Origin of the sequence: Streptomyces sp. MST-110588, from assembly GCF_022695595.1 — a bacterium.
Taxonomy (GTDB): Bacteria; Actinomycetota; Actinomycetes; order Streptomycetales; family Streptomycetaceae; genus Streptomyces.
Genome location: NZ_CP074380.1, coordinates 5,569,846 through 5,594,153 on the forward strand (window position 1 = coordinate 5,569,846; position 24,308 = coordinate 5,594,153).

A 24,308-nucleotide genomic window follows, 5' to 3' on the forward strand; every position below is an offset into this window, starting at 1 on the left:
AAGGGGCCCGCACTGTCGGGCATCCGGATCCCCGGATAACCTCCCAGTCATGTCCCGCCATGTCGCGATCGTCACCGATTCAACGGCCTACCTGCCGCGGGCGGCACTGGAACGCCACGGCATCACCGCCGTGCCGCTGACCGTCGTCCTGGGAGACGAAGCCCTGGAGGAGGGCACCGAGATCTCGGCGAGATCGGTTGCCCAGGCCCTGCAAAAGCGCACCTCCGTGACGACCTCGCGGCCCAGCCCGCAGACCTTCGCCGCCGCCTACGACGCGGCGGCCCGGGCGGGTGCGAACGGCATCGTCTCGCTGCACCTGTCCTCGGAGTTCTCCGGTACGTACGACGCGGCCGTGCTGGCCGCGAAGGACGCCCCGGTACCCGTACGGGTGGTGGACACCGGCATGGTCGCCATGGCGCTGGGATTCTGCGCGCTGGCCGCGGCGGAGACGGCGGACAGCGGCGGAAACCTGGATGAGGCGGTGGCCGCCGCCGAGAAACGCGCCGAGGGAACCTCCGCCTATTTCTACGTCGACACCCTGGACTACCTGCGACGAGGCGGACGGATCGGAGCAGCGCAGGCACTGCTCGGTTCGGCGCTCGCCGTCAAGCCGCTGCTCCAGCTCACGGAAGGCCGTATCGAGCTTCTGGAGAAGGTGCGTACGGCTTCCCGGGCCATCGCCCGGCTGGAGGAGATCGCCGCGGAATGTGCGAGGCAGGGGCAGGTCGACATCGCGGTACACCACCTGGATGCGGCGGAGCGAGCGGAATCACTGGCACAGCGGCTGCGGGAGCGGGTGCCGGGGCTGCGGGAACTGCATGTGAGCGAGGTGGGCGCGGTCATTGGTGCCCATACAGGGCCGGGGCTGCTGGGCGCGGTGGTCTCCCCCAGGTGAGGGGCAGGGAAGGCCGCGATCGACGCCGTGGGGCCCACGCAGTGGTCGGCGTGTGCTCGGGCCCTGGGCCGGGGCGTGCCGGACGGAACCCGAGATGCGGGCCAACGGCTCGCCCTACCTCCTTCGAGTGACGAAGTTATCCACAACTCGCGAGTTACCCCCAGGAATTGGCGCTGCTCAGCGCGCTTTTCCCATCCCGCCTAACGTCCTCGGGCATGACGCACCGACCTTCCTCCGCCACCACGGGCCCCGGCCGGACACCCGGCTCCGACCTTCGCGACCGCCACCGCAACCGCGGGCGCTCCCGCACACACCCACCGTCCTTCCCCGTCCTCCACCCGCCCCCTCTCCTCTCTTCACCCCGGCGTTCCGCCGAAGCCGTCCGGCGACCCATGCGGGGGCGGGCCGCCCGCCGCGCCGAGACCGTTGCGGCAGCGCGCGCCCGGGCCCAGGCGCTCTTTCCCGAACCACCCGGCTGGGCCGAACAAGCACCCTGCCCAACACCGGACGACAAACCACCGCCCACACCACCGGCGCGCACTCCCTCACCCACAACAAACACCGCCTCCTCCCCGTACGCCTGCAACACCTCCGCCACCGAACCCGGACGAACAGGCCCGCCCGGAACCACCACACTCGCCGGCCCCGTCACCGTCCCCCCGCCCTCCTCCACCTCCGACTGGCCGGAACCGGCTTCAGCGGATGACACGGACGACACCGCGCCGCCCTCCGCGGTACGGCGCCCAGGACGGCGGGAAAGGGCATGGGTGGCGGTACGCGAACGACTGCCCCTGTGGGTGCAGTTGAGATGCGGGACCGATCCCAAGGCGCTTCTCGGCCTGACCGTCGTGCTGGTGGCGGCGGTGGCCCTCGCCGTCCAGCATTTCTGGTCCGCGCGCCCCCAGCCCGTACGGGCCCCGGCCGCCGCACCGCCCACATCGGTGCCCGTCCCCGCGCTCCCTCCGCCCTCCACCCCGGCGGCGGCCGGTGCACCGGGCACCGCGGGCAAGCCCCTGGTCATCGATGTCACGGGAAAAGTCCGCCACCCCGGCATCCACCGACTGCCCCAGGGCTCACGGGTCGCTGACGCCCTACAGGCCGCCGGCGGCGTACTGAGGGGCGCCAGTCTCCGGAGCCTGAACCGGGCACGCCTGTTGACCGACGGCGAACAGATCATCGTCGGCGCGGCCGGCTCCAGTGGCCAGAACTCGTCGAGTACGGACTCCGGCGCCGGCCTCGGCGCCGTACCTGGGCCCGGTGACGCGAACGGGGGATCCGTGACCGGACCCGCCGTAACCGGCCCGGTGAGCCTCAACTCGGCGACCGCGCAACAACTCGACGCGCTCCCCGGCGTAGGCCCCGTCCTGGCCCAGCACATCATCGACTTCCGCACCCAGCGCGGCGGGTTCACTTCGGTGGACCAGCTTCGCGAGGTGAACGGCATCGGTGACCGACGCTTCGCCGACCTCCGACCCTTGGTGCAGCCATGAGCACTCCACGCAATCCGGTCCACGCGTCGGCAGACTCGCCGCACGGAGCCAGCGACCCCCGCCGGCAGGAGCAGGCCGACCTCCGCCTCGTAGCCCCCGCCCTGGCAGCCTGGGGCGCCTGCGCCCTGGCTCTGACAGCCCCGCCCCAGGTGGTGACGGCGGCCTGTGTCACCGCCCTGGTCCTCGCCGCTCTCGCCCTCTGCTCCGCCCTCCGCCACCCCCGCACAACTCCGAACCCCCAGAGCCCCGATACGGACGTACGTCCCGTAGCTCCCGCCCCGGACAACCGAGCCGCCACCGCCACTCCGCAGCCCCCTCCCGCACCATCCCACCCGACAGCGCCCGCACCCGCCGCACCGCATGCGAGGGCCCCGGAGCTGGGGACCCGGCCGTCAGGGACCCGTCCACCTGGGACGCGGCCGTCCGCATCACCGACGCGTACCCATCCGTCTCACCCAAGGGACGAGGACCAGCCGCTCTCACCGACCCGTAGGCGGCGGGTACCGGGGCGGACCCCGGAGCACCGCGTCACACGACACCGCGTACCGGGCGTCAAGGAGCTGGGACTCCGGGCACCGAGGCCGCACGGCCGACGAGCCGGAGCCCCGACCACACGAGCACACGGAACACCTTCACGGCATTCGACCGAACCGACGTCACGATCACAGGAACCCAAGGCCGCAACCCAAGCAACTCACGAGCCGCATATGTCTCCCGGGGTGCCGGCCCCCGCTCCATCACGGCCGCAGCAGCAGATGCCCAGCGCCCCCGTCCCCGCTCGCGCTCCCGCCCCCGCTTCCGCGGCCCGAAGCCGGGGTGCCGACGAAATCGAGATCGACGCTCCCAGCGGTCATCACTCCGCCTCTTGGCAACCGGACGGCCCCCGTGGAAACGAGCCTCAAGAGCCGCCGGGACCTCGCCCGCCTGCCGAAACGCCGGCGAAGCAGGAGCAAGGTCCGAAGTCGCGGGTCGGCGGGATGCCGCTGGTGCCTCGGACACCAACGTCCAAGGTAGTCAAGCCGACGGGTCCCAGGACGCTGACCCCCAATACGCGCACTCTCCGCATTCCTGCGTCCGTTTCCCCCAAACCCGGCACGCCGACCCCAAGCACCTCAGCGCCCGCACCACAGGCCCCAACGACACGACAGCCGAGCTCCCATCAGGTCCGCGACGACCACGGCAGCCAGGAGCCTTGCGGGTCCACGCCGACGGGAGGCAGTGACGGCCGCGGACGCCGGCGGTGGTCAGGGAATGCGGGAGCGCGGGTGGCGTTGGCGGGCGTACTGCTATGCGCGGCGGCGGGAGCCGCGTCGGCAGCGCTGCACGCAGCGGACCTGCGACGGGGACCACTGCCGGACCTGGCACGCCGGTACGCCCACGTCACGGCCGAAGTAGAAGTCACCGGCGACCCACGGACGACTCGCCCGAAAGTCCTCGGTTCCCAAAGGATGCCGCCCCTACTGACGTTCACCGCCGACGCCGTCCGCGTCATTGCGGCCAACGGTGAAGTGACCAAAACCCACACACCGGTCTTGGTCGTCGTACATCAGCACCAGCGACAGCAAGAACAACTCCACAAGCCAGCGAAGGGAAGAACCGGCGGGGCATCGGACGAGGCGCGGCAGCACGCGGCGGCCTGGCGTGGGCTGCTGCCCTCCACCCGGATCCGCGTCACGGCCCGCACAGCACCGGCTCTGACATCCTCCGACGGCATAGCCGCCGTCCTGCGAGTGTCCGGTGACGGGCCCCCGCAGGAAGTGGCTGCACCGTCCGCCCTCCAGCGGCTGGCCGGGGATCTGCGATCCGGTCTGCGCCGGGCGACCGACGGCCTCTCACTCGATGCCCGCGCCCTGTTACCCGGCCTGGTCGTAGGAGATACCTCCCGTGTACCGCCCGACCTGGACGACGCCTTCCGAGCCACCGACCTGTCCCATCTGCTGGCCGTATCCGGAAGCAACCTGACCATCGTGCTTGCGCTACTGATCGGCCCGCCCCACCTTGCCATACGTGCCGAACGGCGGGGCCTGGCGCCGCGCCTGGGACTGTCTCTGCGCCTTACCGCCCTGGTCGGCGGCACGATTGCGCTCGCCTTCGTCGTCGTCTGCCGTCCTGACCCCAGCGTGCTGCGCGCCGCGGCCTGCGGACTGATCACGCTGCTCGCCATCGGCACGGGCCGACGGCGTTCCCTGGTTCCCGCGCTCGCCGCGGCGGTCCTGCTGCTCGTTCTGTATGATCCCTGGCTCGCTCACAGTTACGGTTTCCTGCTCTCCGTCCTGGCGACCGGTGCTCTGCTCATGCTTGCCCCACGGTGGAGCGCGGCGCTCCAGCGCCGCCGGGTCCCGTCACGCCTGGCCGAGGTGCTCGCCGCGGCGGCTGCGGCCCAGGCGGTCTGCGCGCCCGTCATCGCCGTACTCGCGGCCAGGGTCGGCCTGGTGGCCGTCCCCTGCAACCTGCTGGCCGAGCCGGCTGTCGCTGCTGCCACCATCCTTGGCTTCGCCACTCTCGCCGCCGCGCCCTTACTACCGCCACTCGCCGGCGGACTCGCCTGGTGTGCCGGCTGGCCCGCCGTGTGGATCGCCGGCGTCGCCCGTACGGGGGCGGCCCTGCCAGGGGCGGAATTCGACTGGCCGGGTGGATGGACCGGGGGACTGCTGCTGGCGGCTGCGATCGTGGTCCTCGTGCTGCTTGGGCGCCGACTGCTGCGCCATCGCCTGCTGTGTGTGCTCTGCGCGTTGCTCCTGCTCGTCGTGGTCCTGCGGCCCGTCCTGTTCACCCGTGTCATCACCGGCTGGCCGCCCCCGGGCTGGCGAGCTGTCGCGTGTGACGTGGGTCAGGGGGACGGACTGGTCATCGCGGCCGGGGAGGGGACAGCCTTGGTCGTGGACACCGGACCGGAGCCGCGAGCCATCGACCGTTGTCTTACGGACTTGGGCGTCCACCGCATCCCGCTCCTGGTACTGACACACTTCCACGCCGACCATGTGGACGGGCTTCCAGGGGCGCTGCGTGGTCGCTCGGTCGGTGCGATCGAGACGACGTCGCTCGAAGAGCCGGGGTACCAGGTTGACTTCGTACGCCGCCAGGCCGCGGCGGCAGGTGCGCCGGTGATCCGCGCCGCGGCGGGCGAACGCCGTACCCTCGGCCCGCTGTCCTGGGAAGTCCTGTGGCCGCCTGTACTCCCTCCGTCCCTCCCGCCCGGGCCTCCTCTGCTCGCACCTGCAGCAAAGCTGATGAAAGGGGCGGGCGTGGGTGCGTCGACGGCCGGGAATGGCACCGCGCGGGCGACTCCGCGTCTTTTCGAGGGACCCAACGACGCGAGCGTCACCTTGTTGATCCGTACGGCCGGTTTGACGTTTCTTCTCCTTGGCGACCTTGAACCACCGGCTCAAGAAGCCCTGCTGTCCACCCATCCCACCCTGGGGGCAGTCGACGTGCTGAAGGTGGCGCACCACGGCTCCGCCTACCAGGATCCACACCTGATGCAGCGGCTCACCCCGCGCCTGGCCTTGATCTCTTGTGGTGCCGGCAACCCGTACGGGCATCCGGCACCCGGCACGATCCGCGCGTTGCGCTCGGAAGGAGCCACCGTGCTGCGGACCGATACCGAGGGCGCCATCGCGGTCGTCGGCAGCCCGGGCCGACTCGGCACTGTCGTGCAGGGCGGTGGACGTCGGCCGGCACGCTCAGCCGGCCGGCGGAGAGCCCGTGCTCGCTTCCCCGCATGAATGCCGCTGTCCTGCGCTGTTGTGCCAAGGGGCGGAGGGAGGGGGGTGTCTCCGGTCGGTGCTGGAGGTCGGCGGGTGATGAACCCGGATCTGTAGAATCCAGAATATGAGGATGAGTGAGGGCGTCGAGTGGGGCTTGCACTGCTGTGTGACGCTCGCGTGGCTCGGCGGGGACACGCCGGTGTCGACAGCCAGGCTGGCGGCCTCCTTCGAGCTTCCCCCGGCCTACCTGAACAAGCGCCTTCAAGCTCTCGTGCGAGCGGACATCCTGACCTCCACCCCGGGGGCCCGGGTGGCTTCCGTCTCGCCCGGCCTCCGGAGAAGATCTCCTTCATGGATGTCGTCGCCGCCATTGAGGGCACCGAAGACGCCTTCCGCTGCTCCGAGATCCGGCGCCGGGGCTCCGGGGCCGAAATGCCCGCACACGTCTACCGCCGCCCCTGCGGGATTTCCCAGGTCATGCACAAGGCGGAGCTTGCCTGGCGCCGTGAGCTCGCCAAACAGACCGTCGCGGACATCGTTGCCGGAACTCCGGAGTCGGTGGCCGAGCAGGTCCGGCGCTGGTTCGCCACCGAGAGGGTGGGTAGCTGATGGACCCCGAGCGTACTGACGCCTACCTGCGGCGGATCGGCGCCGACCGGCCCGCCGCCCCGGACGCCAAGGCGCTGCGTGACCTCCAGTTCCGCCATCTGCTGACCGTCCCGTTCGAGAATCTCTCCGTCCATCTCGGCGAGGACATCGTGCTGGAGGACAAGGCCCTGGTGGACAAGGTGGTACGGGCTCGGCGCGGTGGCTTCTGCTACGAACTCAACGGTGCCTTCGCGGCTCTCCTCAAAGCGCTGGGATACGACGTCCAACTGCTTGCCGCCCGTGTTTTTGGTCCCGATGGCGTCGGGATTCCGTACGACCATCTCGCCCTGCGGGTCGACACCTCCGCCGGACCGTGGCTGGTGGATGTCGGCTTCGGCCGTAACAGCCACTTTCCCCTGCGCTTCGACAGCCGTGACGATCAGCTCGATCCCGGTGGCGTCTTCCGTATCGAGGAGACGCCTGAGGGGGACCTGGACGTGTTGCGGGACGGCGCGCCGCAGTACCGCGTCGAGCCGCGCCCGCGCGCGTTGCGTGACTTCGAGGCCGGTAGCTGGTGGCATCGCACCTCACCCGCATCGCACTTCACCCGGTCCCTGGTCTGCTCGCGTCTGACGGAGACCGGCCGGGTGACGCTCTCCGGACGTACGTTGGTCACCAGCGGCCCCGATGGCGGCCGTGCGGAACGCGAGCTGTCCGAAGACGAGGTGCTTCCGGCCTACCGTGCGCACTTCGGGATCGTTCTGGACCGGGTGCCCGAGCTCCGAGCCCGCAACTGACCGGTTTGTATCGGAGTGGGCTCGGGGCGGGGCGCGTCCCGTTTCGCCTCGCTCTGCGTTGTGCGGATCGGCTCCGGGGTGTGTGGTTCGTGGACCGTCTCTATTCGGTCTCCAGCCAGCCTTCGTATGAGTCCGCCAGCTCATGGAGCCCGGCGGGGTCGTACGAGCCTGTCGGGTCTTCGAGTACCACCAGCCACTGGGCGTCCTCGGCGTCGTCCTCGCCGGCCAGCGCGTCCCGTACGAGCTGAGGTTCTTCCGCGAGACCGAAGCGTTCGGCCAGGGCTTCGGCCACTTCCTCGGCGGCGTCGCGATCGGGCAGTACCAGTACATGTCGAACATCGCTCACCGGATCATTGTCCGACAGCCCGGGGGTGAGGCGGGCGGCGGGCGTACCAGGTCGCCGGTCCACCGGCTGGTGGGTGACGGAGCGGTGTCAGTGGGCCGTGGGATGCTGGAGCGCGATGGCCAGGAAGACAGCAAACGACGACCCGCTCGCCCCCGTCACGCTCGCCGTGGGCCAGGAGGACCTGCTCCTGGACCGCGCGGTGCAGCAGGTGGTGGCAGCCGCCCGTGCCGCCGACGCGGACACCGATGTGCGTGACCTCGGTCCCGATCAGTTGCAGCCCGGCACCCTCGCCGAGCTCACCAGCCCTTCCCTCTTCGCCGAGCGGAAGGTCGTGGTGGTCCGTAACGCCCATGAACTGTCCGCCGACACGATCAAGGACGTCAAGGGCTACCTCGGCGCGCCCGCCGAGGAGATCACGCTGGTGCTGCTGCACGCCGGCGGCGCCAAGGGCAAGGGGCTGCTGGACGCGGCGCGCAAGGCCGGTGCGCGTGAGGTCGCCTGCGCCAAGATGACCAAGCCAGCAGACCGGCTGGCTTTCGTCCGTTCCGAGTTCCGTACGGTGGGGCGCTCCGCCACTCCTGAGGCGTGCCAGGCGCTCGTCGACGCCATCGGCAGCGATCTGCGGGAGCTGGCCTCGGCCTGTTCCCAGCTCGTCGCCGACATCGAGGGCGCCATCGACGAGGCCGTCGTCGCCCGCTACTACACGGGCCGGGCCGAGGCGTCGAGCTTCACCGTCGCCGACCGTGCTGTGGAGGGGCGGGCCGCCGAGGCCCTGGAAGCGCTGCGCTGGGCCATCGCGACGGGCGTCGCCCCCGTCATGATCACCAGTGCGCTCGCCCAAGGGGTACGGGCCATCGGCAAGCTCGCCTCCGCGCCGCGCGGTGCCCGGCCCGGCGATCTGGCCCGGGAGCTGGGTATGCCGCCGTGGAAGATCGACCGGGTGCGGCAGCAGATGCGTGGCTGGTCGGCGGACGGCGTGGCCACGGCCCTGCGAGCCGTGGCCGACGCCGACGCCGGCGTCAAGGGCGGCGGAGACGACCCCGAGTACGCCCTGGAGAAGGCCGTCGTCACCATTGCCCGCGCCGCCCGGTCCCGGTGAGGGAACCGGGGAGGGCGGCGTCAGCGGGTGCCGGAATCGGCCGGCTGCCGCTGTTAAGAAGCCGGGTGAAGGGTGGCCGGGTCCCGGGTGCACAGGTCGCATGGGCCCAGGGCACTGCGGCCTGCCGGGTGGGGCGGTCACGGCCGTGTGGCGGGTGTCAGTGGCGGAGTTTCTTCAGTGTTTCCGTCGTGCTGTTCTTCAGCATGTCCGCGATCTGGTCGGTGCTCGGCGGCTTGCCGGAGCTGCTGGAGGTGTAGCTGGACCAGGTCACCTGGTAGGTCATCCAGCCCTGTCGGACGCCGAGGAGCACATAGGAGCTGGTGCTGTTGCTCTCCTCGTTGCGGGTCACCAGGTACGCCTCGTCGCCGATGCCCGAGACCTGCGTGACCTTGTACGTGATCGAGGACTTCTGGCTCTCGTACGCGTGGTAGGTGTCCGCGAATTCCGGGGTCGGGTCGGCCTTCTTGTGCAAGGTGGCCGCGCTGTAGACCCACATCGAGGAGTAGTCGGTGCTGCTTCCGCTGCCCGCGCTGGACGGCTGGAGCTCGGTGTTGCACCACATGGAGTCCAGGGAGTTCTGCTGGATGCCGCTGTGCTGGGGGTTGTCCCCCTTCGAGCCCGCGCTGCCGGCGGGTTTCGTCTTGAAACCCGCGTTCTCATAGGGCGTGAGCGAAGTGATGGCGCACAGGTCGCTGGTGTACGAGTAGCCCGCGAGATCGGCGGTGGGCTGTGCGTCCTCCAAAGCGCCGGTGGCGAAGAGTACGGCGCCGCCCATCGCCAGGGCGCCGACGGCCCCGCCGAGCGCCCACAGCCAGCCGCGTGCGCCCTTCCCGGGGGCGTCGGGAGAGCCGGGTCCGCCCGGGGGCGTGCTGGGCGGCAGGCCGGTGCCGGGTGCCGGATAGCCGTACGTCCCGGCCGGGGGCTGGCCCGGGGACGGGTAGGGGGCCGACTGGGCGTACGGGTTCTGCTGCGCGGGCACCGGGCCGGCCGACTGGGCCGCCGGCCCCGTTCCTGCCGGGCCGCTCTGCCCCACCTGGCCGTACGGGCCCGGCGGTGGTGTCGGTGGCTGGGAGGGAGGCTGCGGCTGTGCGTAGGGATGGTTCTGATCCCCCGAAATGGACATGCGCCGCAGCGTAGCGGACCGGACCGCCCCCGCAGGACCAGGAAGCTTCGGTCCTCAATTACCGGTATGAGAGTCAATGTGACCAACGGCAGGGCGCCGCTCCGGCAGGCCGAGCGGCAGATGGCGGACCAGGACCTCACCTCAGGGCAGGACCCGGGTCCTGGCTGACGTCATCACGGCCCCGCCCCTGTCCGTACACGACAAACGGCCCCGCACCACCCTGGGGAAGGGTGGATGCGAGGCCGTGTGCCTGAGGCGTTGTTTCCGTTCCACGGACGGAACAGGTGCGCCGCACCCGCGTGGCGAACGCAGGCCGCGTGCGGCGCGGTGGTGCACCGGAAGGAGCGGAGAGAGGGGCCGCTGGGTCCCTGCCGGCGAAAGAAAGCTCTGAGGTCAGCCCTTGAGCGCGGCGACCTTCTTGGCCAGCGCGGACTTCTTGTTGGCGGCGGCGTTCTTGTGGATGACGCCCTTGCTGACGGCCTTGTCGAGCTTCTTGCTCGCCTCGGCGGCGGCGGTGGTGGCCTTCTGCAGGTCACCGGCCTCCACGGCCTCGCGAGTACGACGGATCGAGGTCTTCAGAGCGGACTTGACAGCCTTGTTGCGCTGACGAGCCTTCTCGTTGGTCTTGATCCGCTTCATCTGGGACTTGATGTTCGCCACGAAAGAGCCTTTTCAGGTTCGTTGGAATTTCGAGTCGCGCCTCGCACGTGAGAGGGCACAAAGCGCAGTGGACCAGGCTACCAGCAGTGGTCACGGCCTCCCAAACCGGACCGGGGCCGCCGCTCATGGGACGATAGGGGGCACACATATAACCGAGTCCCGCCTACCCGCGTTCACTGAATGGACCCTGCGTGCCCGCGACCCCTACGAACGTGCCGGAACCGAGCCGTACCGACCCGGCTCTCATCCGTAACTTTTGCATCATCGCGCACATCGACCACGGCAAGTCCACGCTCGCCGACCGGATGCTCCAGATCACCGGTGTCGTCGATCAGCGGCAGATGCGCGCGCAGTACCTCGACCGCATGGACATCGAGCGCGAGCGCGGCATCACGATCAAGTCCCAGGCGGTCCGGCTGCCCTGGGCGCCGAGCGAGGACAGTGGCAGGACCCACATCCTCAACATGATCGACACCCCGGGCCACGTCGACTTCACCTATGAGGTGTCCCGCTCCCTCGCCGCGTGTGAGGGGTGCATCCTCCTGGTCGACGCCGCACAGGGCATCGAGGCGCAGACCCTCGCCAACCTGTACCTGGCGATGGAGAACGACCTCACGATCATCCCGGTGCTCAACAAGATCGACCTGCCGGCCGCCCAGCCCGAGAAGTTCGCCGCCGAGCTGGCGAACCTCGTGGGCTGCGACCCCTCCGACGTGCTCCGTGTGTCCGCCAAGACCGGCATGGGCGTCCCCGAGCTGCTCGACAAGGTCGTCCGTGAGGTTCCGCCGCCGGTCGGCGTCAAGGACGCGCCCGCCCGTGCGATGATCTTCGACTCCGTCTACGACGCCTACCGTGGCGTGGTGACGTACGTGAAGGTCGTCGACGGTACGCTCAGCAAGCGCGAGCGCATCAAGATGATGTCCACCGGCGCCGCTCACGAGCTGCTGGAGATCGGCACCAACTCGCCCGAGATGACCGCCGCCGACGGACTGTCGGTCGGTGAGGTGGGTTATCTGATCACCGGCGTCAAGGACGTCCGCCAGTCCAAGGTGGGTGACACGATCACCCAGCTCAGTGGGGGTGCCACCGAGGCGCTGGGCGGATACAAGGACCCCAAGCCGATGGTGTTCTCGGGTCTGTACCCGCTGGACGGCTCGGACTACCCGGAGCTGCGTGAGGCGCTGGACAAGCTCCAGCTCAACGACGCCGCGCTGGTCTACGAGCCGGAGACCTCGGCGGCCCTGGGCTTCGGCTTCCGCGTCGGCTTCCTGGGCCTGCTGCACCTGGAGGTCATCCGTGAGCGTCTGGAGCGCGAGTTCGGCCTGGATCTGATCGCCACCGCGCCGAACGTGATCTACCGCGTGGACATGGAGGACGGCAGCGAGCATGTCGTCACCAACCCCAGCGAGTTCCCCACAGGCAAGATCGATCAGGTGCACGAGCCGGTCGTACGGGCCACGATCCTGGCGCCCAGCGAGTTCATCGGCGCGATCATGGAGCTGTGCCAGACCCGGCGCGGCAGCCTGCTGGGCATGGACTACCTCTCCGAGGACCGCGTGGAGATCCGTTACACGCTGCCGCTGGCCGAGGTCGTCTTCGACTTCTTCGACCAGTTGAAGTCCAAGACCCGCGGCTACGCGTCGCTGGACTACGAGCCCACCGGTGAGCAGATCTCGGACCTGGTCAAGGTCGACATCCTGCTGCACGGCGACAAGGTCGACGCGTTCTCCGCGATCACGCACAAGGACAAGGCGTACGCGTACGGTGTGCGGCTGGTCGCCAAGCTGCGCGAGCTGATCCCGCGGCAGAACTTCGAGGTGCCGATCCAGGCCGCCATCGGCAGCCGGGTCATCGCCCGTGAGACGGTCCGCGCGATCCGCAAGGACGTCCTCGCCAAGTGCTACGGCGGCGACATCTCCCGTAAGCGCAAGCTGCTGGAGAAGCAGAAGGAAGGCAAGAAGCGGATGAAGATGGTCGGCAGTGTGGAGGTTCCGCAGGAAGCCTTCATCGCCGTGCTGTCCTCCGACGACGGCGACGCCAAGGCCAAGAAGTGACCTCGCGTTGACGTCCGCGTACAGCCCGTGAACGAAAAGTCACTCTGGCGGGTGACTTTCGGGAGCCAGGATTGACTTTCTGGTGACCTCGGCGTCGTGTCGTACGACAGTGACGCCGGGCAAAGCGTCCGTCCCTCTTCGGGGCGGGCGCTTTTGTCGTACGCCGGGCATGTGGCGCAGGGAGTCGTACGCCCTGCATGTATGTGGCACCTATCGGGCTGGTCACATCCTGAACCAGTCGGCCGCAGCCCCTTACATGGCGGCGGATGGCGCTCTACCCTGATCACTGCTCGAAGGTTACTCGCGAGTCACCAGCAACGATGCGGGCCCCGGAGGATGCCGTGACGGACACCCAGACGTTGATCGAGAACCGGCCGTCCTCAGTGGCGGCCCTCTTCCTGGAACGCGTCGCGGCAACTCCTCAGGCCGAGGCGTTCCGCTACCCGGTGCCCTGCGCCTCCGGCCGGGGCCCGGACGAGTGGCGCTCGATGACCTGGGCCGAAGCCGCGCAGCGGGTGTACGCCACCGCCGCGGGCCTGATCGAGCTGGGCCTGCGCCCCGAAGAGCGGGTGGCGCTCGCGGCGAGCACCCGCGTCGAGTGGATTCTCGCCGACCTGGGGGTGCTGTGTTCCGGCGCCGCCACCACCACCGTCTACCCCAGCACCAACGCGGAGGAGACGGCGTACATCCTCTCCGACTCCGGCAGCCGGCTGCTGATCGCGGAGAACGCCGAGCAGCTCGCCAAGGCCCGCGAGAAGCGCGCCGAGCTGCCGGACCTGGCGCATGTCGTGGTCATCGACGAGGCGGACGCCAAGGCCGAGGAGGGCGACCCGCAGGACTGGGTGATCTCCCTGGCCGAGCTGGAACGGCGTGGCGCGGCCTACCTGGAGAGGAACCCGGCCTGCGTCAAGGACAGCGTGCAGTCACTGCGCGCCGACCAACTCGCGACACTCATATACACCTCCGGTACGACCGGCCGGCCCAAGGGCGTACGGCTGCCGCACGACTGCTGGTCGTACATGGCGCGCGCGATCCAGGCGACCGGGCTGGTCCTGGAGGACGACGTGCAGTACCTGTGGCTGCCGCTGGCGCACGTCTTCGGGAAGGTGCTGACCGCCGGGCAGATCGCGCTCGGTCATGTGATCGCGGTCGACGGCCGGGTGGACAAGATCATCGAGAATCTGCCGGTCGTGCGGCCGACCTATATGGCGGCCGTTCCGCGGATCTTCGAGAAGGTCTACAACGGTATCGCGGCCAAGGCGCGGGAGGGCGGCAGCGCCAAGTTCAAGATCTTCCAGTGGGCGGCCGGTGTGGCGCGCGAGTACGCCAAGGTCTCCCAGGAGAACTTCCGCCGTACGGGCAACGGCTCGGTGCCCTTCGCGCTCGCCGCCCGGCACAAAGTCGCCGACGCGCTCGTCTACAGCAAGCTGCGGGAAGCCTTCGGCGGACGGCTGCGCGCCGCGGTCTCCGGCTCCGCCGCGCTGGCGCCCGAGATCGGCTACTTCTTCGCCGGCGCCGGGATCCACATCCTGGAGGGGTACGGGCTGACCGAGTCCAGCGCCGCCAGCTTCGTCAACCCCGAGGCGTACCGCACCGGCACGGTCGGCAAGCCGCTGCCCGGTACGGAGGTACGGATCGCCGAGGACGGCGAGATCCTGATGCGCGGGCCGGGCATCATGCAGGGCTACCACGGGATGCCGGAGCAGACCGCCGAGGTGCTCGAACCGGACGGCTGGCTGCACACCGGGGACATCGGCGAGCTGTCCCCGGACGGCTATCTGCGGATCACCGACCGCAAGAAGGACCTGATCAAGACCTCCGGCGGCAAGTACATCGCGCCGGCCGAGGTCGAGGGTCAGTTCAAGGCGGTCTGCCCGTTCGTCTCCAATGTGCTGGTGCACGGCGCCAACCGGAACTTCTGCAGCGCGCTGATCGCCCTCGACGAGCCGACGATCATGGTCTGGGCCCGGGAGCACGGCATGGAGGGGAAGACCTACTCCGAGGTCGTCGCCTCCGAGGAGGCGCGGGCGCTGATCGACGGATATGTGCAGCGGGTCAACGAGGGGCTCCAGCGCTGGCAGCGGATCCGCAAGTTCCGGCTGCTGCCGCGTGACCTGGACATCGAGCACGGGGAAGTCACACCCAGCCTGAAGGTCAAGCGGCCGGTGGTGGAACGGACGTTCAAGGACCTGTTGGAGGAGATGTACGCGGGGACACGCGAAACCTGACGGGCACGCCGGGCGCGGCGGGCGTACCGGGTATCACCCCGGCCGCGCCCGCGCGCCCCCGCCTCGCTCCGCACTCCCTCCTGCGCGCCTGCTGCGTACGCGCACGCCCCATACGCGTACGCCCCATACGCGCCCGTACGCCACCCCACCCCGGCCAGGCCGATACCCCGCCCCGGCGGCACCTCCTGCTCACAGCACGCCGCGCTCACAGCACCCCCCGCTCACAGCACCCCTCTCACAGCACCCCGCGCCGCAGCGCCCGTACCGACTCCTCCATCCGTGCCACGCTCTGCGCCAGTTCGCGTACGTCCAATGTGTCGCTGTCGGCCAACTGCCGTTCCACTTCGCCGATCCGCTCCGCGAGCCGGCCGATCCGGTGGTGGTTCTGCTCGATCAGCCGCCGCAGTTGCCGGTTCTTGCGGTGCAGGTCCAGGAAGACACTGACCTTGGCGCGCAGCACCCATGGGTCGAACGGTTTGGTGAGGTAGTCCGCGGCACCGGTGGAGTAGCCGCGGAAGGCGAATCCGGAGTCGCTGTCGGTCCCGGTCAGGAAGATGATCGGGATGTCCTTGGTCTGGTCGAGGCGTTTGATGTTGGACGCGGTTTCGAAACCGTCCATGCCGGGCATCAGGATGTCCAGCAGGACGACCGCGAACTCCTGGCGCAGCAGTGCCTTCATCGCCTCCTCTCCCGAGCGCGCCCGCACGAGCGGCTCGCCCAGGGAGGCGAGGACCGCCTCCAGGGCGGCGAGATTGTCCTCCATGTCGTCGACGAGGAGGATCCCCGCCCGGTCTTCCGCGTCGGTGCAGGTTCCATTGGTCATCATGGGCCTCTGAGCCTTAAGGACCCCTACGGTGTCGCCTCGGGGTCGAGCGTGTCGGATGCGCCGTCCGCTGCCGGGGCGGCATTCTGCTGCCGGGACAGCAGCTCCACGGCCACCGTCAGCAGGCGGTCCACGTCAACGGGTTTGGGAACGTATTCGTTGGCGCCACTCTCCAGGGACTTCTCACGGTCGCCGGGCATGGCCTTGGCGGTGAGGACGATCACGGGCAGGTCGGCGAAGCGGGGGGTGCGGCGGATGGCCCGGATGGTCTCGTAGCCGTCCATTTCCGGCATCATGATGTCCATCAGGACGAGGTTGATGCCGGGGTTCTTGCCCAGCAGCTTGATGCCCTCGCGGCCGTGTTCGGCGTAGACCACCCGCATGCCCACCCGGCTGAGGACGTTGGTGAGGGCGAAGACGTTGCGGATGTCGTCATCCACGACCAGTACCTGACAGCCGGAGAGCAGGGTGCCGGCCGGGCCGGTCACCCAGTCCTCCAGACGGGAGGCGGTCGGCCACGGGGAGTCCTCCCGGCTGCCGGGCCCGCCGGTACGCGGCTGCGGAAGGGGACCGTTGAGGTACCGGGCGGTTTCGGGACGCTGGTCCTGCGGTGAGCTGTCCGGGGGCAGATCGGCGTATCCGGGGCACACGGCCGGTACGTACAGGGTGAAGACGCTGCCGTGCCCCGGCCGGCTGGAGGCGGTGATCCGGCCGCCCAGCAGGCCCGCGATCTCGCGGCTGATGGACAGGCCCAGGCCCGTACCGCCGTACTTGCGGTTGGTCGTGCCGTCCGCCTGCTGGAACGCCTCGAAGATGACCGGCAGCTTCTCGGGGGCGATGCCGATGCCGGTGTCGGTGACGGTGAAGGCGATCGAGTCGTCCTGGCCGCCGCGGTCGACCCGCAGGTCGATCTTTCCGGCGGCGGTGAACTTCACGGCGTTGGACAGCAGGTTGCGCAGCACCTGCTGGAGCCGCTGCTCGTCGGAGAACAGCTCCTTGGGGACGCTCTCGCTCACCGACACCTCGAAGGCCAGGCCGCGGTCCAGGGTCATCGGGCGGAAGGTGTCGTGCACGTAGTTCAGCAGCTTGATCAGCGGCAGCCGCTTGGGGCGTACGTCCATCCGGCCGGCCTCGATCTTGGACAGGTCCAGGATGTCGTTGATGAGCTGGAGCAGGTCGGAGCCGGAGCGGTGGATGGTCACCGCGAACTGCACCTCCTGCTCCGTCAGGTGCCCGTCGGGGTTGTCGGCCAGCAGCCGGGCCAGGATGAGCAGGGAGTTCAGCGGGTTGCGCAGCTCGTGCGACATGTTCGCCAGGAACTCGGACTTGTACTGGGAGGAGCTGGCCAGCAGCGCGGCCTTCTCCTCCAGTTCGGCGTTGGAGCGCTGGAGTTCGGCCTGCCGGCGCTGGAGTTCGTCCGTACGCTCCTGGAGCTGGCGGGCCAGCCGCTGGGACTCGCCGAGCAGGGATTCGGTACGGGAGTTGGCGACGATGGTGTTGATGGCGACGCCGATGGTGTTGACGAACTGGTCGAAGAAGGCGAGGTGGACGTCGGAGAAGCGGGAGAAGGAGGCCAGCTCGATGACGCCCAGGGTCTGGTCCTCGAAGAGGACGGGGATGATGACGACGGTCGCCGGTTTGGCCTCGCCCAGACCCGAATTGATCTTGATGTAGTCCGGCGGGGCCTCCTCCACCAGGATGCGTTTCTTCTCCAGCGCCGCCTGGCGCACCAGGCCGTGGTCCAGGGACCCGGGCGTGTCGAGGGTGGTGTCCTGTGCCGAGCCGTAGCCGGCGATGAAGGCCAGGTGGAGACTGTCGGGGTCGGTGTCGGCCAGGAAGAACGCGCCGTACTGGGCGTTCACCAGCGGCGTCAGCTCGCGCAGGATCAGATCGGCGACCTCCACCAGGTCGCGGTGGCCCTGCATCAGGCCCGCCAGCCGCGCCAGGTTCGACTCCAGCCAGTCCTTGGCGCGGGTGGTCTCGCGCAGGTTGGAGACCATCAGGTTGATGTTGTCCTTCAGTTCGGCGACCTCTCCTTGGGTCTCGACGGTGACGTTACGGGTCATGTCGCCGGCGGCCACCGCGGAGGCGACCTCGGCGATGGCCCGTACCTGCGTCGTCAGGTTGGAGGCCAGTTCGTTGACGTTCGTCGTCAGCCGCTTCCACGTGCCGTACACGCCCTCGACCCGGGCCTGGCCGCCGAGCCGGCCCTCGCTGCCCACCTCGCGGGCCACCCGGGTCACCTCGGAGGCGAAGGAGGACAGGGTGTCGACCATGGTGTTCAGGGTGGTCTTCAGCTCCAGGATCTCGCCGCGCGCGTCCACGTCGATCTTCTTGGAAAGGTCGCCCTGGGCGACGGCGGTGGCGACCAGCGCGATGTTGCGTACCTGGGTCGTGAGGTTGGAGGCCATGAAGTTGACGTTGTCGGTGAGGTCCTTCCATACGCCGGACGCGCCGCGGACCTGGGCCCGGCCGCCCAGGTTGCCTTCGGTGCCGACCTCGCGGGCCACCCGGGTGACCTCGTCGGCGAACGCCCGCAACTGCTCCACCATGCTGTTGACGGTGTCCTTCAGCTCCAGGATCTCGCCGCGCGCGTCGACCGTGATCTTCTTGGACAGGTCGCCGTCGGCCACCGCCGTGGTGACCTGGGCGATGTTGCGTACCTGGGAGGTGAGGTTGGAGGCCATGAAGTTGACGTTGTCGGTGAGGTCCTTCCAGACGCCGGACGCGCCGCGGACCTGCGCCTGACCGCCCAGGTTGCCTTCGGTGCCGACCTCGCGGGCCACCCGGGTGACCTCGTCGGCGAACGCCGAGAGCTGGTCCACCATCGTGTTGATCGTCGACTTGACCTCCAGGATCTCGCCCTTGGCCTCGACGGTGATCTTCTTGCCGAGGTCGCCCTCCGCCACGGCGGTGGCGACCAGCGCGATGTTGCGCACCTGACTGGTCAGGTTGTCGGCCATGAAGTTGACGTTGTCCGTGAGGTCCTTCCAGACCCCCGACACCCCGCGGACGTGCGCCCGGCCGCCGAGCCGGCCTTCGGTGCCGACCTCGCGGGCCACCCGGGTGACCTCGTCGGCGAACGCCGAGAGCTGGTCCACCATCGTATTGACCGTCAGCTTCAACTGAAGGATCTCGCCGCGCGCGTCGACGGTGATCTTCTGGCTGAGGTCGCCGTTGGCGACGGCGGTGGTGACCTGGGCGATGTTGCGTACCTGGGAGGTGAGGTTGGAGGCCATGAAGTTGACGTTGTCGGTGAGGTCCTTCCAGACCCCCGACACGCCCCTGACCTGCGCCCGGCCGCCGAGCTGCCCTTCGGTGCCGACCTCGCGGGCCACCCGGGTGACCTCGTCGGCGAACGCCGAGAGCTGATCGACCATCGTATTGACGGTCATCTTCAGCTCCAGCAGCTCACCCGCCGCCTCGACCGTCACCTGACGGGTCAGGTCACCGCGCGCCACCGCCGTGGTCACCAGCGCGATGTCACGCACCTGGGCCGTCAGCCGCGCCGCCATCGTGTTGACGGCCTCGGTGACATCCCGCCAGCTCCCCGACAGCCCCGCCACCTTCGCCCGGCCGCCGAGCCGGCCCTCCGTCCCGGACTCGCGGGCCACCCGGGTGACCTCGGCGGTGAACAGGGAGAGCTGGTCGACCATGCGGTTCACCGCCCGGCCCAGGCGGCGCCGGTCGCCGCGCAGCGGGCGGTTGCCGTCGTGCAGGTCCACCCGCAGCGTCAGGTCGCCGCCCGCCACCGCGTCCAGCACCTGCGTGGCCTGGGCCGTGGGGATGACCAGGGCGTCGATGATGGCGTTGGCGGCCTGTACGGAGGTGGCCCACGTCCCCGGACCGGGGCTCGCCGACATCCGTTCGTCCAGCCGCCCCTGCCGTACGACTTCCGAGCGCAGCCGCGACAGCTCGTCGGACAGGTGCTGGTTGCGGGCCGCGACCTGGTTGAAGACGGCGGACAGCTCGGCGAGCACCCCCTCGTGGGCGACCGGCAGCCGGGTACGGAAGTCCCCGGCCGACATGGACGTCAGCGCCGTCAGAAGCGGTCTGAGGTCCGCCTCACGGACCTGGTCACCACTTGACGCGCCCGACACTCGGGGAACTGCCGAATCCACTGCCATGACCGCCCACTTCAGTAACTCGGTGCTTATAGGCGCGCTCAGTCTGTCACTCTGGCAGTGGCGTGTTTGGCGCTATTGCGGAACTGCTCGGGAGTTGCTCAATGTGGACGCCGACTTCATCACCGAGGGACGTCGCCGGGGCGCGTGCGGCGGCCCGTACCGGAGCCGGTCAGCCCGCTGCCGGTACGTGCGGCGCGGGTGCGTGCGGGGAGCGGGACGGCACGGACGGCGGCCGGTCCGGCGCCGCGCCGGGCCGCGGCGCGCCCGCGTCCACCGGCCCCTTCGCCGCGGCGCCCGCGCCCGCCTCCGGGCCTGCGTCCGGGCCCGCGCCCGCCGCCGGTCTTCCCTCCGGCTCTCCTCCCGTCCTTCCTTCCGGTTCTCCTTCCGCTTGTGCCTCCGCACCGGCCGGCTCCTCTCCAGAGCAGGCCTCCGTTCCCGCCGGCGCCGGCCCGCCCACCGAGGCGGGCCGCGGTGGTTGCGAGGGCGGTTCCGGTACGGACAGCGACGCCGGCGGCAAGGCCCGCCCCGGTGCCGGGCCGGATCACGGCCCCAGGACCGAGGGCACCGCCGGTTCCGGGGACGGCAGGGGTTCCGGGCCCGGCCCCGGCCTCGGGACCGGTACAGCATCGACCGGTACGGCATCGACCGGTACGGCGTCCGTGCCCGGCCCGGGTTCCGCTTCCCGTTCCGAAAGCTCCCCCGCGAGCACTTCTTCCGTGAGCGCGTCCTCGTCCGCGGACACCGCCTCTCGCGCGAACGCTTCCGACGTCGACACCCACGGCGGTACGGGCCGCGCCCCCGACAGCGGTACGGGCCGCGCCCCCGACGGCGCGCCCGCGACGGCCCCCGGCCTCGGACCCGGAACCGGTCCGGGGTCCGGATCCGGCCCCGGCGCCGGATCCGGTATCGATGCCGCTGTCGATCCCGGTCTTGACTGCGGTGTCGGTTCCGCCGCGCCCGGCGGCGCGCACGGTGGAGGCGGCAGCACCCGCCGGGGCCGGCTGCCCGGCAATCCGAGCGCCGCCGCTGCCGCCCGCCAGTTCGTACGGGCCTCCCTCGCCGACTGGATCTCGCGGGGGCTCCCCGGCGCCGAATCCCTCGACGACCGCCTGGCCGACGAAGCGGTCCTCCTGGTCAGCGAACTGGTCACCAACGCGGTGGTGCACGCGGGCACGGCCGTGGAGCTGATGGCCCGGCTGGAAGCCGACGGGCCGCGCGCGGCGCTGGTCTTCGAGGTGTCCGACCACCACCCGGCCCGCGCCGTACGGGGCCACCACGAGACCGCGCCGACCGAGAGCAGCGGCCACGGCCTGCAACTGGTCGGCGCGCTCGCCGAGTCCTGGGGCGTGACCTACCGCCGCGACATGAAGAGCGTGTGGCTGCGGCTGATCGCCGACGAGGCGGACCGCCCGGACACCTGGAACCTGCCGTCCTCCTACGACGAGCAGGCCCTCCAGCGCGGGCTGCGCGCCGCCGAGCTGCTGGCGCCCTCACCGCAGCGTGCCGCGCTGCGCCGGGCCGACGCGGACTGGATCAACCACGGCGCGCTGTCCTTCCTCGCCGAGGCCTCCGACCTGCTCGCCGGTCAGTTGGACGTCGACCAGGCCGCCTCCGTCACGGCGCAGTTGCTCGTACCGAGACTGGCGGACTGGTGCGCGGTGTGGCTCTACGACGGGGGCGCGCCCGGCGGCGGCCCGGGGGAGGGCGGCCAGCCGCGGCTGGCCCGCGTCTGGCACTCCAACGAGGCGCGGATCGAGGCGCTGCGCATGGTGCTGGAGAAGGACCCGCCGGTGCCCGACCGGGCGGGCCGGGGCGGACAGCCCGCGGGTCCGGCCGGCCCCGCGGTGCCCTGGCCCTGGCCCCAGGAACCGTGCGGATACGGGCCGGGCGGCGCGGCGCTGGCCTGCCCGCTGGTCGCCGGCGGGCGCCGGCACGGCACGCTGCTGCTCGGCCGGGCCGGACTGATGCGCTTCCCCGACGAGGTCAGAGGGCTGATCGAGGATCTGGCGCGGCGCGCGGCCCAGGCCATCGCCACCGCCCGCGCCTACGCCCGCCAGGAGCGCATCAGCCAGGTCCTCCAGCGCAGGCTGCTGCCCGCCGGGCGGGTGACGGTGCCCGGAATCGAGTCCTCGGTGGTCTACGAGCCGCGCGAGGGCGCCTGGGCGGGCGGCGACTTCTGGGACCTGTTCGAGGCCGGTGGCGGACGCTGGTGCTTCGCGCTGGGCGATGTGTGCGGCAGCGGCCCCGAGGCGGCGGCGGTGACCGGCCTGGCCCGGCCCGTACTGCGTCTGCTGGCGCGGGACGGCTTCGGGGTCGCGGAGGTCCTGGACCGGCTCAACAAGACCATGGCGCGGGAGGCCGCCGACTCGGTGGCGGCGGTGGCGGCGGCGGTCGTCGCGGCCGGCAGCGTACTGGAGCCGGCCGTCGAATTCCGGGACGAGGGTGAGCAGGCCCGCTTCCTGTCCCTCCTGTACGGCGAGATCGTGCCCTATCCGGGGCCCGGCGGCGGCGCCCGCTGCACCCTCGCCAGCGCCGGCCACCCGCTTCCGCTGGTGCTGGGCGCCGACGGCAAGGTCCGGGTCGTGGCGGCCCCGCAGGTGCTGCTCGGCGTCATGGAGAACGCGGCGTACGAGAGCGAGTCCTTCGACCTCCTGCCGGGCGAGAGCCTGCTGTGCGTCACGGACGGGGTGACCGAGCGCCGGTCGGGCCGCCGGCTGTTCGACGACGAGGACGGGCTGGCGGCCACCCTCGCGGCCTGCACCGGCCTGAACGCCTCCGGCATCGCCGCATACCTCCGGCGCGCCGTGCACGACTTCGACTCGGCACCGCCGGACGACGATCTGGCCATGCTGGTGCTCCAGGCGGCCTGGCCCCAGTAGAAGCAGCCACCCGCCGACGCTGCCTCCGCCGGTGCCGTCCCCGTCGGTGCCGTCCCCGTTCCCCGTCGGCGCCGTCCGCCGTCGGCCCTGTCTACGGCCCATAGGCCACGTACCCCCACAGGCCCGCCCTTCCGCCCCCCCGTACACCTCCCCGCTCGGCCGGCCGGGGAACCCTCGGCATGGCGGACAATGGGAGGTATGCCTTCCGCACTGCCTGATGGTGAGCCCATGCCCGACGACGGGGCGCTGCCCCCTCATGCCCTGGCGGGAGCGGGCGGCCGGCCCCTCGGGTTCTATCTGCACGTGCCGTACTGCGCGACCCGCTGCGGCTACTGCGATTTCAACACCTACACCGCCACCGAGCTGCGCGGCTCCGGCGGCGCGCTCGCCTCGCGGGAGAACTACGCGCAGACCGTCGCCGAGGAGATCCGGCTGGCCCGCAAGGTGCTCGGGGACGACCCGCGGCCGGTGGAGACCGTCTTCGTCGGCGGCGGCACCCCGACCCTGCTGCCCGCCGCCGACCTGGGGCGGATGCTCGCCGCCATCCGGGAGGAGTTCGGCCTGGCCGAGGGCGCGGAGATCACCACGGAGGCGAACCCCGAGTCGGTGGACCCGCGCTACCTGGAGGAGCTGCGCGCGGCCGGGTTCAACCGTGTCTCCTTCGGGATGCAGAGCGCGCGGCAGCACGTACTGAAGATCCTGGACCGTACGCACACCCCCGGCCGCCCGGAGGCGTGTGTCGCCGAGGCGCGGGCGGCCGGCTTCGAACACGTCAACCTCGACCTGATCTACGGGACGCCGGGGGAGAGCGAGGAGGACTGGCGGGCGAGCCTGGACGCGGCGATCGGCGCGGGCCCCGACCATGTGTCGGCGTACGCGCTGATCGTGGAGGAGGGGACCCAGCTCGCCCGCCGCATCCGCCGCGGCGAGGTCCCGATGACCGACGACGACGTGCACGCCGACCGCTACCTGATCGCCGAGGAGGCGCTGACCGCGGCGGGCTTTGGGTGGTACGAGGTCTCGAACTGGGCGACCGGTGAGGCGGGCCGGTGCCGCCACAACGAGCTGTACTGGACCGGCGCCGACTGGTGGGGCGCGGGCCCCGGCGCGCACAGCCACGTCGGCGGCGTGCGCTGGTGGAACGTCAAGCACCCCGGCGCGTACGCCCAGGCGCTGGCGGCGGGCCGCTCACCGGGCGCGGGCCGCGAGGTCCTGCCCGAGGAGGACCGCCGCGTCGAACGCATCCTTTTGGAGCTGCGTCTCGCGGCCGGCTGCCCCCTGGACATCCTCGCCCCGGCCGGTGCCCGCGCCGCCGCCCGGGCGCTGGCCGACGGTCTGCTGGAGCCCGCCCCGTACCAGGCGGGACGCGCCGTACTGACCCTGCGCGGACGGCTGCTGGCGGACGCGGTGGTCAGGGACCTGGTGGACTGATCACTCACTTGAGTGAACTGGTTTCGCTACGCCGAGTGTCCGCCTGTGCCGTCCTTAGTCT

14 protein-coding genes and 1 pseudogene are annotated in these 24,308 nt (G+C 70.6%); 10 read left to right on the top strand and 5 right to left on the bottom strand.

Annotation, left to right across the window (positions count from 1 at the left end; genetic code table 11):
* Positions 1-49: 49 nt before the first annotated feature.
* The 5 genes and pseudogenes from KGS77_RS24275 (at position 50) to KGS77_RS24295 (ending at position 7,477) form a co-directional block, all read left to right on the top strand.
* A complete protein-coding gene (locus KGS77_RS24275; protein ID WP_242585090.1) occupies positions 50-895 on the top strand; it encodes a DegV family protein in 846 nt (281 codons plus the stop codon).
* A 767-nt stretch (positions 896-1,662) separates the two neighbouring features.
* Positions 1,663-2,385, top strand: coding sequence for a ComEA family DNA-binding protein (locus KGS77_RS35070; RefSeq protein WP_347404528.1), 723 nt, complete (start codon positions 1,663-1,665; stop codon positions 2,383-2,385).
* A gap of 1,265 nt (positions 2,386-3,650) precedes the next feature.
* Entirely contained in the window at positions 3,651-6,110 is a 2,460-nt protein-coding gene (locus tag KGS77_RS24285) for a ComEC/Rec2 family competence protein (protein WP_242585092.1), read from the top strand.
* Positions 6,111-6,216: 106 nt separating this feature from the next.
* A pseudogene (locus KGS77_RS24290) lies at positions 6,217-6,701 on the top strand (Rrf2 family transcriptional regulator).
* On the top strand, positions 6,701-7,477 hold the full coding sequence (locus KGS77_RS24295) for an arylamine N-acetyltransferase (RefSeq protein ID WP_242585093.1): 777 nt from the start codon (positions 6,701-6,703) through the stop codon (positions 7,475-7,477). Before KGS77_RS24290 ends, KGS77_RS24295 begins: the two are co-directional and overlap by 1 nt.
* Before the next feature lie 100 nt (positions 7,478-7,577).
* Here KGS77_RS24295 and KGS77_RS24300 read toward each other — a convergent pair whose 3' ends face one another.
* A complete protein-coding gene (locus KGS77_RS24300; RefSeq protein ID WP_242585094.1) occupies positions 7,578-7,823 on the bottom strand; it encodes a hypothetical protein in 246 nt (81 codons plus the stop codon).
* 115 nt (positions 7,824-7,938) lie between these two features.
* On the opposite strand from KGS77_RS24300, the gene holA reads away from it, so the two are divergent.
* The gene (gene holA / locus KGS77_RS24305) at positions 7,939-8,922 is read left to right on the top strand and encodes a DNA polymerase III subunit delta (protein WP_242585095.1); all 984 of its coding nucleotides are present in this window, start codon (positions 7,939-7,941) and stop codon (positions 8,920-8,922) included.
* Positions 8,923-9,079: 157 nt separating this feature from the next.
* Here the strand turns inward: holA and KGS77_RS24310 are convergent, their stop codons facing one another.
* Positions 9,080-10,045, bottom strand: coding sequence for a hypothetical protein (locus KGS77_RS24310; protein WP_242585096.1), 966 nt, complete (start codon positions 10,043-10,045; stop codon positions 9,080-9,082).
* A gap of 393 nt (positions 10,046-10,438) precedes the next feature.
* Positions 10,439-10,705 (bottom strand): 30S ribosomal protein S20, encoded by a 267-nt coding sequence (rpsT, locus tag KGS77_RS24315; RefSeq protein WP_242585097.1) that lies wholly within the window; start codon positions 10,703-10,705, stop codon positions 10,439-10,441.
* Positions 10,706-10,896: 191 nt separating this feature from the next.
* Here rpsT and lepA point away from each other — a divergent pair, with 191 nt between their 5' ends.
* A complete protein-coding gene (gene lepA / locus KGS77_RS24320; protein ID WP_242585098.1) occupies positions 10,897-12,759 on the top strand; it encodes a translation elongation factor 4 in 1,863 nt (620 codons plus the stop codon).
* Positions 12,760-13,100: 341 nt separating this feature from the next.
* Positions 13,101-14,987: an AMP-dependent synthetase/ligase gene (locus KGS77_RS24325; protein ID WP_242585099.1), complete on the top strand. Its 1,887-nt coding sequence runs from the start codon at positions 13,101-13,103 to the stop codon at positions 14,985-14,987.
* Between the two features lie 235 nt (positions 14,988-15,222).
* Here the strand turns inward: KGS77_RS24325 and KGS77_RS24330 are convergent, their stop codons facing one another.
* Both KGS77_RS24330 and KGS77_RS24335 read right to left on the bottom strand, forming a co-directional pair.
* The gene (locus KGS77_RS24330; RefSeq protein ID WP_242587658.1) at positions 15,223-15,810 is read right to left on the bottom strand and encodes a response regulator; all 588 of its coding nucleotides are present in this window, start codon (positions 15,808-15,810) and stop codon (positions 15,223-15,225) included.
* Positions 15,811-15,836: 26 nt separating this feature from the next.
* A complete protein-coding gene (locus KGS77_RS24335) occupies positions 15,837-19,838 on the bottom strand; it encodes a HAMP domain-containing protein (protein WP_242585100.1) in 4,002 nt (1,333 codons plus the stop codon).
* A 1,100-nt stretch (positions 19,839-20,938) separates the two neighbouring features.
* Here KGS77_RS24335 and KGS77_RS24340 point away from each other — a divergent pair.
* On the top strand, positions 20,939-22,816 hold the full coding sequence (locus KGS77_RS24340; RefSeq protein ID WP_347404590.1) for an ATP-binding SpoIIE family protein phosphatase: 1,878 nt from the start codon (positions 20,939-20,941) through the stop codon (positions 22,814-22,816).
* Positions 22,817-23,014: 198 nt separating this feature from the next.
* A complete protein-coding gene (hemW, locus tag KGS77_RS24345) occupies positions 23,015-24,247 on the top strand; it encodes a radical SAM family heme chaperone HemW (protein WP_242585101.1) in 1,233 nt (410 codons plus the stop codon).
* The last annotated feature ends 61 nt before the right edge of the window (positions 24,248-24,308 follow it).